General features: G+C 58.4%; 10 protein-coding genes. 1 reads left to right on the top strand and 9 read right to left on the bottom strand.

Annotated elements, in window-relative coordinates; all coding sequences use genetic code 11:
* Positions 1-11: 11 nt before the first annotated feature.
* The 3 genes from folP to rlmE all read right to left on the bottom strand — a co-directional run bounded on the left by folP (position 12) and on the right by rlmE (position 3,611).
* A complete protein-coding gene (folP, locus tag AB4N74_RS28035) occupies positions 12-863 on the bottom strand; it encodes a dihydropteroate synthase (RefSeq protein ID WP_460097876.1) in 852 nt (283 codons plus the stop codon).
* Positions 864-871: 8 nt separating this feature from the next.
* Positions 872-2,779, bottom strand: coding sequence for an ATP-dependent zinc metalloprotease FtsH (gene ftsH, locus AB4N74_RS28030; RefSeq protein ID WP_016986501.1), 1,908 nt, complete (start codon positions 2,777-2,779; stop codon positions 872-874).
* A gap of 202 nt (positions 2,780-2,981) precedes the next feature.
* Positions 2,982-3,611 carry a 23S rRNA (uridine(2552)-2'-O)-methyltransferase RlmE gene (gene rlmE, locus AB4N74_RS28025; protein ID WP_007915237.1) on the bottom strand — a complete coding sequence of 210 codons (630 nt, stop codon included), beginning with the start codon at positions 3,609-3,611 and terminating at the stop codon, positions 2,982-2,984.
* Positions 3,612-3,712: 101 nt separating this feature from the next.
* Between rlmE and AB4N74_RS28020 the strand changes: the two genes are divergently transcribed.
* Entirely contained in the window at positions 3,713-4,021 is a 309-nt protein-coding gene (locus AB4N74_RS28020; protein ID WP_003221534.1) for a YhbY family RNA-binding protein, read from the top strand.
* A gap of 9 nt (positions 4,022-4,030) precedes the next feature.
* Here AB4N74_RS28020 and AB4N74_RS28015 read toward each other — a convergent pair whose 3' ends face one another.
* The 6 genes from AB4N74_RS28015 to dnaJ form a co-directional block, all read right to left on the bottom strand.
* Positions 4,031-4,435, bottom strand: coding sequence for an MFS transporter (locus AB4N74_RS28015; RefSeq protein WP_460097875.1), 405 nt, complete (start codon positions 4,433-4,435; stop codon positions 4,031-4,033).
* 28 nt (positions 4,436-4,463) lie between these two features.
* The gene (greA, locus tag AB4N74_RS28010) at positions 4,464-4,940 is read right to left on the bottom strand and encodes a transcription elongation factor GreA (RefSeq protein WP_003221530.1); all 477 of its coding nucleotides are present in this window, start codon (positions 4,938-4,940) and stop codon (positions 4,464-4,466) included.
* Entirely contained in the window at positions 4,937-8,158 is a 3,222-nt protein-coding gene (gene carB, locus AB4N74_RS28005; protein WP_007915231.1) for a carbamoyl-phosphate synthase large subunit, read from the bottom strand. Before carB ends, greA begins: the two co-directional genes overlap by 4 nt.
* Before the next feature lie 125 nt (positions 8,159-8,283).
* On the bottom strand, positions 8,284-9,420 hold the full coding sequence (carA, locus tag AB4N74_RS28000) for a glutamine-hydrolyzing carbamoyl-phosphate synthase small subunit (RefSeq protein ID WP_007915228.1): 1,137 nt from the start codon (positions 9,418-9,420) through the stop codon (positions 8,284-8,286).
* Positions 9,421-9,677: 257 nt separating this feature from the next.
* Positions 9,678-10,484: a 4-hydroxy-tetrahydrodipicolinate reductase gene (dapB, locus tag AB4N74_RS27995; RefSeq protein ID WP_460097874.1), complete on the bottom strand. Its 807-nt coding sequence runs from the start codon at positions 10,482-10,484 to the stop codon at positions 9,678-9,680.
* Between the two features lie 9 nt (positions 10,485-10,493).
* On the bottom strand, positions 10,494-11,618 hold the full coding sequence (dnaJ, locus tag AB4N74_RS27990) for a molecular chaperone DnaJ (RefSeq protein ID WP_016986506.1): 1,125 nt from the start codon (positions 11,616-11,618) through the stop codon (positions 10,494-10,496).
* Positions 11,619-11,673 lie beyond the last annotated feature (55 nt).

Genomic DNA, 11,673 nt, shown 5'->3' with positions numbered 1-11,673 from the left:
CTCCATCATTCTTATTCGGCTGATTCCACGGCCGCGATCATGCGCACCACGTCTACCGTTTCCGCTACATCATGGACGCGCAATATACGCGCCCCCTTCACCGATGCCAGCGCCGCCAGTGCCAGACCACCATGCAGCCGCTCGCCGACAGGACGATTCAAGGCCTGCCCGATCATGCTTTTTCGGGAAACACCGACAAGCAGTGGCCGGCCCAACGCATGGAGGGCTTCCATGTGCTTGAACAAGCTTAGGTTGTGCTGCAGGGTTTTGGCGAAACCGAAACCCGGGTCAAGAATGATCCGCCCCTCAGGAATACCGGCCGCCGCACACTGCGCCATGCGCTCGGCTAGAAAATCACCGACTTCGCGCGTGACATCCTGATACTGCGGATTGTCCTGCATGTCTCCAGGCTCACCGAGCATATGCATGAGACACACCGGCAAACCCGTAGCCGCCGCCGCATCCAGCGCGCCATCGCGCCGCAGTGACCGCACATCGTTGATCAACCCGGCACCCAATCGTGCGGTTTCGCGCATAACGGCTGACGTAGAAGTGTCCACCGAAATGATCACATCCAACTCGCGATTGATCAGCTCGACGATCGGCGCCACACGCTCAAGCTCTTCGAGCGATGACACTGCGCGCGCGCCTGGGCGAGTGGACTCGCCACCGACATCAATCAGCGTCGCACCCGCTGCAACCATAGCCTCGGCGTGGCGCAAAGCCGCATCGAGCTGGCTGTATTGGCCGCCGTCGGAGAAAGAATCAGGGGTGACATTGAGAATACCCATGACATGCGTCTGGGCCAAATCAAGAACCCGGTTGCCGCAAGGCAACCGGGTCAGGGACTGTACAGAAGTCATTTCAAACCTTAAACGTCAGCAGCCGGACCGCCAATCGGTGTTTCCGGACGCTCGTCACGAACCACCGGAGGTGGTGGTGTACCAGTGCCCCCCGACCAATCACGTGGCTCGCGTGGTGTACGTCCCGCCATGATGTCGTCGATCTGTTCAGCATCGATCGTTTCATACTTCATCAACGCATCAGCCATCGCATCAAGCTTGTCACGGTTGTCCGTGAGAATCTGTTTGGCCGTGCCGTAGCACTGATCAATGATGCTGCGCACTTCGGAGTCGATCAGCTTGGCTGTCTCACCGGAGAAGCTGGCAGCTTGACCGCCACCGCCGCGACCGAGGAACACTTCACCCTCTTCTTCGGCGTACATCAACGGACCGAGTTTTTCCGACAGGCCCCACTTGGTGACCATGTTTCGCGCAATCTGACTGGCACGCATAATGTCGTTGGAAGCGCCGGTGGTCACACCGTCGAAACCAAGGGTCATTTCCTCAGCGATACGGCCACCGTACAGCGAGCAGATCTGGCTGATCAGCGCACGCTTGGACAGACTGTAACGATCTTCTTCCGGCAGGAACATGGTCACACCCAGCGCACGACCACGTGGAATGATCGACACCTTGTAGACCGGATCATGCTCAGGCACGACGCGACCGACAATGGCGTGGCCAGCTTCGTGATAAGCGGTGTTCTGCTTCTCTTTCTCGGACATGACCATGGATTTGCGCTCGGCGCCCATCATGATCTTGTCTTTGGCCAGTTCGAACTCTTTCATTTCGACGATGCGCTTGCCGCTACGTGCAGCGAACAAAGACGCTTCGTTGACCAGGTTAGCCAGGTCAGCACCGGAGAAGCCCGGAGTACCACGCGCGATAACGGCCGGAGCGACGTCGTCACCCATTGGCACTTTGCGCATGTGTACTTTGAGGATTTGCTCACGACCACGGATATCTGGCAGACCAACGACAACCTGACGGTCGAAACGGCCCGGACGCAGCAGCGCTGGGTCGAGGACGTCTGGGCGGTTGGTTGCAGCGATAACAATGATGCCATCGTTCATTTCGAAGCCGTCCATCTCAACCAGCAACTGGTTGAGGGTCTGCTCACGCTCATCGTGACCGCCACCCATGCCGGCGCCACGATGGCGACCGACGGCGTCGATTTCGTCGATAAAGATGATGCAAGGAGCATGCTTCTTGGCCTGCTCGAACATGTCGCGAACACGGCTGGCACCGACACCGACGAACATCTCGACGAAGTCAGAACCGGAAATGGTGAAGAACGGAACCTTGGCTTCGCCGGCAATCGCCTTGGCCAGCAAGGTTTTACCGGTACCCGGAGGACCGACCATCAGCACACCGCGAGGAATACGACCGCCCAGGCGCTGGAACTTGCCCGGGTCACGGAGGAATTCAACCAGCTCGCCGACTTCTTCCTTGGCTTCGTCGCAACCGGCAACGTCAGCCAGAGTGGTTTTCACCTGATCTTCGGAGAGCAGGCGCGCCTTGCTCTTGCCGAAGCTCATCGGTCCGCCCTTGCCGCCGGCACCGCCCTGCATCTGGCGCATGAAGAACATGAACACCGCGATGATCACCAGGATCGGGAAGCTGGCTACCAGCAATTGAGTCCAGATGCTTTGCTGCTCAGGCTGCTTGCCTTCAACCACAACGTGGTTGTCGACCAGGTCGCCGATCAGGCCATTGTCCTGGATTGCCGGACGAATGGTCTTGAAGCTATCGCCATCATTGCGCTTGCCGGTAATCACATAACCATCAACGGCTACGCGCTCGACCTTGCCATCCTTGACCTGCTGGATGAAGTCGGAATAGTTGAGGGTCTGCGGCTCGTTAGGGCTGGAGAAGTTGTTCATCACCGTCACCAGGACAGCCGCGATGATCAACCACAGGATCAGATTCTTTGCCATATCGTTCAATTAACTACCCTCTGAAGCAAGCTCCGCTACTGGCGCGCGCTTCGCATGATATTCACCGGCCTAACTTACTACATTACCTACAACTCTGGCAGGCGCCGTCTGTAACCCTTTGTGAAACACTTTCTACACAATATTCGCTTATGCACGCGGAGCGAAATACGAAAAACCTATCACCCCACCAAAAAACCTCGTTTTACTCGCTACGACCGCGGTAACCCCAAGCCAGCATGTATTGCTCACGTGAGCTGCCACGAGAGGAGTCTGGTTTGATCATCTGGATCTTGTCGAACTTTTTGCGAGCGTCCTTCAGGTAAACATCAAACCCTTCGCCCTGAAAAATCTTGATCACAAAATTTCCACCCGGCTTGAGGATCCGTTCCGCCAGATCAAGCGCCAACTCGCAAAGGAACATGGCTTTCGGCATATCCACTTCAGGCGTACCACTCATATTGGGGGCCATATCGGAAATCACAAGGTCCACCTGCGAATTACCCACGGCTTCGAGAATTCGCCCGAGCACTTCGTCCTCGGTGAAATCGCCCTGAATGAAAGTCACGTCCGGAATGCTGTCCATTTCCAGGATGTCCGAGGCGATCAGACGCCCCTGACCACCGATCAGCCGGCTAGTCACCTGCGACCAGCCACCGGGCGCCGCACCCAGGTCGACAACGCTCATACCGGGACGAATCAGCTTGTATTTCTCCTGGATCTCCAGAAGTTTGTAGCTCGCACGCGAGCGGTAGCCATCCTTCTGTGCTTGCTTCACATAGGGATCGTTGACATGTCGTTTCAGCCAACCAAGGCTTGTCTTGGAACGCGCCATTGGGCACCTCGATGATTAGGGTCGTGATTAATTGGGCGGATCCACGAGCCCTCGGGTAAAATGGCCGCCATTTTACAGAATCCAGACGAAAGGGTCAGATTATGCCGCTCACTCCAGAGCAGAAGAAACAGTACAAATCCATTGGCCACCACCTGAAACCGGTTTTGACGGTGGCTGACAACGGTTTGACTGAAGGTGTTTTAGCCGAACTTGAACGCGCTTTGGCGGACCACGAGCTGATCAAGATCAAGCTCAACATCCTCGATCGCGAGTCGCGCCTGGCGCATATCGCAGAACTGTGCAAGGTCGGCAAAGCGGACCTGGTACAGGTCATCGGCAAGATGGCACTGGTTTACCGCAAGAACTTCAGCGTCAACAAGCAGCTGTCGAACGTTCATCGCTTCAAGTGATGACAAGGGTCAAGGGTGTGCTTCGCGCACCCTGCCACTCCATCCTGGCACCGGCTGCATCACCAGCACCAGCCCGGAAAAACCCAGAACCAGATAACTGAAGACCTGCCAGCGCTGCGCATCCGGCCAGCCGACACGCACTGCGACAAACATCGCACACGCATACAACGCCATCAGCAGCACCTGACCGCGAAAATCTCGCCATAGACTGGCAAGGCCCTCGGCCTGTACCAGCACCAAAGCCTGAAAAATAACGCATACGGCGGCAAAACCTACCACCAGCACTTCAAATGCACTGGCCACCTCATCGATCAGCAGCCGTGCCAGGCCAATCTTGCCCAACGCCGGCTGCAAACCGAGATGAATCAGCCATAGACCGCCAACCCAAAGCATCTGGGTCAGCTGCCAAAGCATGGCGCCCGCATGCAGCGGGCGCCCTTTTTCAGATGTGACGGACTTCGACAATCTCGTACTCGATCACGCCGCTTGGCGTTTTCACGGCGACCACATCGCCCTCTTCCTTGCCAATCAAGGCACGGGCCAAAGGCGAGCCGACCGAAATCTTGCCAAGTTTGAAGTCAGCCTCATCCTCACCCACGATGTGGTAAGTGACGCTTTCGTCAGTCTCGACATTGGCGATTTCGACGGTGGTACCGAAAATCACTTTGCCAGTGTGCGGAATGGTCGTGACATCGATGATGACCTGATTCTGAATCCGGCCTTCGATATCACGAATCCGCGCCTCGACCATGCCTTGCTGTTCGCGGGCAGCATGGTATTCAGCGTTTTCCTTCAAGTCACCCAACTCGCGAGCCGTACCAATGTCCTGGCTGAGCTTCGGACGGACGACCTTGGTCAGGTGAGCGTGTTCTTCTTCCAGGGCTTTGGCGCCCTGGACGGTCATTGGGTATTTGATCATGCCTTCAATCCTGCGTGTAGATCCTGCAAGCGGCGCACGGTTTTTTCAGGACCGAACTTCAGCGCTTCACAGATAGCTTCGCCAGCAGCAATAGTGGTTGTGCAGTAAATCTTGTGCTGCAAGGCATTACGACGAATGGAGTACGAATCAGCGATCGACTGACGACCTTCAGTGGTGTTGATGATCAGGGTGACTTCGTCATTCTTGATCATGTCGACCACGTGCGGACGACCCTCAGTCACTTTGTTCACACGGCGCACTTTCAGGCCTGCGGCTTCGATCAGCTTGGCAGTGCCGGCAGTGGCTACCACTTCGAAGCCCAAGTTGATCAGATCGCGGGCCACGCCTGCAACCAGTGGCTTGTCGTCGTCACGCACGCTGATGAATGCAGTACCGCCGGTCGGCAGCACTTCGCTGGCGCCCATCTGGGCTTTGGCGAATGCCTCACCGAAGGTGTCACCGACGCCCATCACTTCACCGGTCGACTTCATCTCTGGGCCGAGAATCGGGTCAACGCCAGGGAACTTGGCGAACGGGAACACCGCCTCTTTCACGCTATAGAAGTTCGGGATGATTTCTTTGGTGAAGCCGATTTCTTTCAGGGTCTTACCGGCCATCACGCGGGCAGCGATCATCGCCAGGGAGACACCGATGCACTTCGACACGAACGGTACGGTACGGGAAGCGCGCGGGTTGACTTCGATGACGTAGATGTCTTCGCCTTGCAGCGCCAACTGCACGTTCATCAGGCCGACAACGCCCAGTTCCAGAGCCATTTTCTTAACCTGTTCGCGCATCTCGTCCTGGATGTGCGCCGGCAGCGAGTACGGCGGCAGCGAGCACGCGGAGTCACCGGAGTGAACGCCAGCCTGTTCGATGTGCTGCATGATCGCGCCGATCACCACATCTTTGCCGTCACAGACCGCATCCACGTCCATTTCGATGGCGCAGTTGAGGAAGTGGTCGAGCAGCACAGGGCTGTCGTTGGACACTTGCACCGCGTCACGCAGGTAACGCTTGAGCTCGTCTTCCTTGTAAACGATTTCCATCGCGCGGCCGCCCAGTACGTAGGACGGGCGCACCACCAGCGGATAACCGATTTTCGCGGCGGCACGAACAGCTTCGTCTTCGCTGCGCACGGTGGCGTTTGGCGGCTGACGCAGGTTCAGGCGCTCAACCATTTGCTGGAAACGCTCACGGTCTTCAGCGCGGTCGATGGCGTCCGGGCTGGTGCCGATGATCGGCACGCCAGCGGCTTCCAGGGCACGAGCCAGTTTCAGCGGAGTCTGGCCGCCGTACTGGACGATCACGCCTTTCGGCTTCTCGACGCGGCAGATTTCCAGCACGTCTTCCAGAGTTACCGGTTCGAAGTACAGACGGTCGGAAGTGTCGTAGTCGGTGGAAACGGTTTCCGGGTTACAGTTGACCATGATGGTTTCGTAGCCGTCTTCGCGCAGGGCGAGAGCAGCGTGAACGCAGCAGTAGTCGAACTCGATGCCCTGGCCGATACGGTTCGGACCACCGCCCAGAATCATGATCTTGTCGCGACCCGACGGCGCAGCTTCGCACTCTTCCTCGTAGGTGGAGTAGAGGTAAGCGGTGTCAGTGGCGAACTCGGCGGCGCAGGTGTCAACGCGCTTGTAGACCGGGAACACTTCCAGCTTCTGGCGATGAGTACGCAGGTTCTTCTCGGTCACGCCCAACAATTTGGCCAGACGCTGATCGGAGAAGCCTTTACGCTTGAGCTTGAACATCAGGTCGCGGTCGATAGCGGACAGACCGAGGGTCTTGACCTTCTCTTCTTCCTTGATCAGATCTTCGATCTGCACCAGGAACCACGGGTCGATCATGTTCATGCCGAAGATGTCTTCGACCGACAGGCCAGCGCGGAAAGCATCTGCCACGTACCAGATACGCTCGGCGCCCGGCACGGTCAGTTCGCGCTTGAGCACGCTCATGCTTTCCGGGTTGCTCAGGTCGAGCTTCTCGTCCAGACCGCAAACGCCGACTTCCAGACCGCGCAGGGCTTTCTGCAGGGATTCCTGGAAGGTACGGCCGATGGCCATGACTTCACCGACCGACTTCATTTGCGTGGTCAGGCGTGCGTCAGCCTTGGCGAACTTCTCGAAGGCGAAGCGTGGCAGCTTGGTGACGACGTAGTCGATCGACGGCTCGAAGGACGCTGGGGTCTTGCCGCCGGTGATGTCGTTCGACAGTTCGTCGAGGGTGTAACCCACAGCCAGTTTGGCCGCGACTTTAGCGATCGGGAAACCGGTGGCTTTCGAAGCCAGGGCCGAGGAACGCGATACACGCGGGTTCATTTCGATCACGACCATACGGCCGGTGTTCGGGCAGATACCGAATTGAACGTTGGAACCGCCAGTCTCGACGCCGATCTCACGCAGTACCGCCAGCGAGGCGTTACGCAGGATCTGGTATTCCTTGTCGGTCAGGGTTTGCGCAGGAGCTACGGTGATCGAGTCACCGGTGTGCACGCCCATCGGGTCGAAGTTTTCGATCGAGCAGACGATGATGCAGTTGTCCTTTTTGTCGCGGACAACTTCCATTTCATATTCTTTCCAGCCGATCAGCGATTCGTCGATCAGCAGCTCTTTGGTCGGCGACAGGTCCAGACCACGGGCGCAGATTTCTTCGAACTCTTCACGGTTGTACGCGATACCGCCACCGGTGCCGCCCATGGTGAAGGACGGACGGATGATGCACGGGAAGCCCAGGGTTTCGAGAACCGCGTTGGCTTCTTCCATGCTGTGGGCGATACCGGAACGCGGGCACGCCAGGCCGATGGATTTCATCGCCTTGTCGAAACGCGAACGGTCTTCAGCCTTGTCGATGGTGTCAGCGTTGGCGCCGATCATCTCTACGCCGAACTTCTCCAGAACGCCTTCGCGCTCCAGATCCAGGGCGCAGTTCAGAGCAGTCTGGCCGCCCATGGTTGGCAGCACCGCGTCCGGACGCTCTTTTTCGATGATCTTGGCAACGGTCTGCCACTTGATCGGCTCGATGTAGGTCGCGTCGGCCATGTCCGGGTCGGTCATGATGGTGGCCGGGTTGGAGTTCACCAGGATGACGCGGTAACCCTCTTCGCGCAGGGCTTTACAGGCCTGGGCGCCGGAGTAGTCGAATTCGCAGGCCTGGCCGATAACGATCGGGCCAGCGCCGAGAATCAGGATGCTTTTAATGTCTGTACGTTTTGGCATAGGTTTGTCACTCAAATCCGCAGGTCAGTCGGCAAGCCGTCTTGATCGATTTCTGAAGTCTCAAGGGGGCCACCGGTGTCGGGGCCGCCCTCGAGGGCTTCTCTCTACAGTCTCAAGGCGAACGCTTAGCGTCGCTTGGCCATCTCGTTGATGAAGCGGTCGAACAGTGGCGCGACGTCGTTCGGGCCCGGGCTCGCTTCAGGGTGACCCTGGAAGCTGAACGCGCTCTTGTCGGTGCGCTCGATGCCTTGCAGGGTGCCGTCGAACAGCGATTTGTGGATCGCACGCACGTTGGCTGGCAGGGTTTCTTCGTCTACCGCGAAACCGTGGTTCTGGCTGGTGATCATCACGACGCCAGTGTCCAGATCCTGCACTGGGTGGTTAGCACCGTGGTGGCCGTGGCCCATTTTCAGGGTCTTGGCGCCGGAGGCCAGAGCCAGCAGTTGGTGACCGAGGCAGATACCGAATACCGGAATTTCGGTTTCCAGGACTTCCTTGATCGCCTTGATCGCGTAGTCGCACGGCTCCGGATCACCAGGGCCGTTGGACAGGAACACGCCGTCCGGCTTCAGTGCCAGCACATCAGCGGCTGGAGTCTGGGCAGGCACCACGGTGACGCGGCAGCCGCGCTCGACCAGCATGCGCAGGATGTTGACCTTGACGCCGTAGTCATAGGCAACCACGTGGTATGGCAACTCGGAAGCGTCGATGGTCGCGTGGCTGTCGGTTTTCAGATCCCAGACAGTCGAGCGCCATTCGTATTGGGTCTTGGTGCTGACGACTTTCGCCAGATCCATGCCCTTCAGGCCCGGAAAACCTTGCGCAGCGGCGATTGCCGCTTCTTCGGAAATGTTGTCGCCGGCCATGATGCAGCCGTTCTGTGCGCCTTTTTCACGCAGGATGCGGGTCAGGCGACGGGTGTCGATACCGGCGATTGCCACAACGTTGTTGGCTTTCAGGTAGTCGGACAGGGACATCGTGTTACGCCAGTTGCTCGCTACCAGCGGCAGGTCGCGAATGACCAGGCCAGCGGACCAGACGCGGTCGGACTCGGCATCTTCCGGCGTGGTGCCGGTGTTGCCGATGTGCGGGTAAGTCAGGGTAACGATCTGTTGGGCGTAGGAAGGATCGGTAAGGATTTCCTGATAGCCGGTCATTGCGGTGTTGAACACCACCTCACCAACGGTTTGACCGTCGGCACCAATGGCTTCGCCGCGAAAAATGCTGCCATCAGCAAGGGCAAGTATGGCTGGCTTAGTCAAGAAGACCTCCCGTAAATAACGCATGAAAGGGCGATCGCAGGTTGTAAAAAAGCGGAGTGACGTATGGACACGTCACCCCGCTTCTTCACTGAATTATTCTGCGCGCTTTTAGTGGACACACTAAAGCTGTAGCTTACAGAAAAAGCCTTTTTTGGTCCACCGCTAAAGAGCCGAAAAGGCCGGAGAATGCGACAGGTCGTCGCCGAGCGGAGAAAAACCAGCGCAAACAGGGCGTTTGCGCCGGGTTCAGCAGTGTATCAACGCAGGTCGAGCACGTCTTGCATGTCGTACAGACCCGGCTCGCGACCATCCAGCCACAGCGCCGCACGCACCGCGCCCTTGGCGAACGTCATACGGCTAGACGCCTTGTGCGTGATCTCCAGGCGCTCACCTTCGCAGGCGAACAACACGGTGTGATCACCGACCACATCACCACCACGCACAGTGGCAAAACCGATGGTTTCACGCTCACGAGCGCCGGTATGACCCTCACGACCGTACACCGCGACTTTCTGTAAATCACGATCAAGCGCACTGGCAATCACTTCACCCATGCGCAACGCCGTACCCGACGGCGCATCGATCTTGTGCCGGTGATGGGCTTCGATGATTTCGATATCCGCATCATCACCCAGCACGCGCGCCGCCATGTCGAGCAGCTTCAGCGACAGATTGACACCGACACTGAAGTTGGCCGCGAACACGATCGGAATATCCTTGCCCGCCTCGGCCAGCAACTGCTTCTGCCCAGCGTCGAGGCCAGTGGTACCGATAACCATGGCCTTACCTGCCTTGCGGCAGAACGCAAGATTTTTCAGCATCACTTCCGGCAGGGTGAAGTCGATCAATACGTCGAACTCTTCAGCGACCGCCTCGATATGACCGGACAAAGGCACGCCGATGCGACCCAGCGAGGCCAGCTCACCGGCATCGACGCCGATCAGCGTGCTGCCCGGACGAACCACGGCAGCGGTCAACCCGGTCAGCGGCGCGCGCTGCTGCACGGCCTCGACCAGAATCTTGCCCATGCGCCCAGCAGCGCCCATCACAGCTATACGTCGCATGCCGACTCCTTACAGATCGCCGAAGAAGCGCTTCACACCGTCGAACCAACCGGTGGTTTTCGGCGAATGGCTATTGTCGTCCGCCAGCGAGCTGCGGAATTCTTCCAGCAGTTCGCGCTGACGACGGTTCAGGTTGACCGGGGTCTCGACTGCCACGCGGCACATCAAGTCGCCCGCACCACCTCCACGCACCGGCGCCACACCTTTGCCGCGTACACGGAATTGCTTGCCGGTCTGGGTGCCTTCAGGGATTTTCAGTTTGACGCGACCGTCGAGGGTCGGAATTTCCAGCTCGCCGCCCAGCGCCGCATCAACGAAGCTGATCGGCACTTCGCAGAACAGATGTTTGCCATCACGCTGGAAGATGTCGTGCTCGCGGACATTGATAACCACATACAGGTCGCCCGTCGGGCCGCCCTGCGTACCCGCTTCGCCTTCGCCGGACAGACGAATGCGGTCACCGGTATCGACGCCGGCCGGCACTTTGACCGACAGGGTTTTGTACTCTTCAACGCGACCGTCACCGTGGCAGGAATCGCACGGATCGGAAATGATCTTGCCCTGACCATGGCAACGCGGGCAGGTTTGCTGCACCGAGAAGAAGCCCTGCTGCATGCGCACCTGACCGATGCCGCCGCAAGTCGGGCACGTCGATGGAGAGGAGCCTTTCTTGGCGCCCGAGCCATCGCACGGCTTGCAGTTGACCAGTGTCGGAACACGGATATTCACCGACGTGCCGCGCACCGCTTCTTCCAGATTCAGTTCCAGGGTGTAGCGCAAGTCGCTGCCACGCTGAGCGCCGCCACGGGAACCGCCGCGACCGCCACCGAAGAAATCACTGAAGACATCACCGAAGATGTCCGAGAAGTTCTGACCGCCGAAACCGGCGCCACCGCCACCCATGCTCGGGTCGACGCCGGCATGGCCGTACTGATCGTACGCCGCACGCTTGCTCGAGTCGGACAGCACTTCATAGGCCTCGTTGGCCTCTTTGAACATTTCTTCCGACGCTTTGTCATCGGGATTACGGTCCGGGTGGTGCTTCATCGCCAGACGACGGTAAGCCTTCTTCAGGTCCGCATCGCTTGAGCCGCGCTCAACACCCAACACTTCGTAATAGTCACGCTTTGCCATAAGTCTTCTGCACTCTTGAGGACGTTCGGCAAACCCCTCCTGAGGATGGCCAAAC

The sequence above is a fragment of the Pseudomonas sp. H3_C08 genome, from assembly GCF_054669455.1.
Note: the sequence above shows the minus strand (reverse complement) of the source record. Positions and strands in the feature narration are given on the sequence as shown.

What these genes read in the sequence shown, in the direction of transcription:
- folP (WP_460097876.1), bottom strand. Translation starts at nt 863, where the DNA reads ATGACTTCTGTACAGTCCCTGACCCGGTTGCCTTGCGGCAACCGGGTT.
- ftsH (WP_016986501.1), bottom strand. Translation starts at nt 2,779, where the DNA reads ATGGCAAAGAATCTGATCCTGTGGTTGATCATCGCGGCTGTCCTGGTG.
- rlmE (WP_007915237.1), bottom strand. Translation starts at nt 3,611, where the DNA reads ATGGCGCGTTCCAAGACAAGCCTTGGTTGGCTGAAACGACATGTCAAC.
- AB4N74_RS28020 (WP_003221534.1), top strand. Translation starts at nt 3,713, where the DNA reads ATGCCGCTCACTCCAGAGCAGAAGAAACAGTACAAATCCATTGGCCAC.
- AB4N74_RS28015 (WP_460097875.1), bottom strand. Translation starts at nt 4,435, where the DNA reads ATGCTTTGGCAGCTGACCCAGATGCTTTGGGTTGGCGGTCTATGGCTG.
- greA (WP_003221530.1), bottom strand. Translation starts at nt 4,940, where the DNA reads ATGATCAAATACCCAATGACCGTCCAGGGCGCCAAAGCCCTGGAAGAA.
- carB (WP_007915231.1), bottom strand. Translation starts at nt 8,158, where the DNA reads ATGCCAAAACGTACAGACATTAAAAGCATCCTGATTCTCGGCGCTGGC.
- dapB (WP_460097874.1), bottom strand. Translation starts at nt 10,484, where the DNA reads ATGCGACGTATAGCTGTGATGGGCGCTGCTGGGCGCATGGGCAAGATT.
- dnaJ (WP_016986506.1), bottom strand. Translation starts at nt 11,618, where the DNA reads ATGGCAAAGCGTGACTATTACGAAGTGTTGGGTGTTGAGCGCGGCTCA.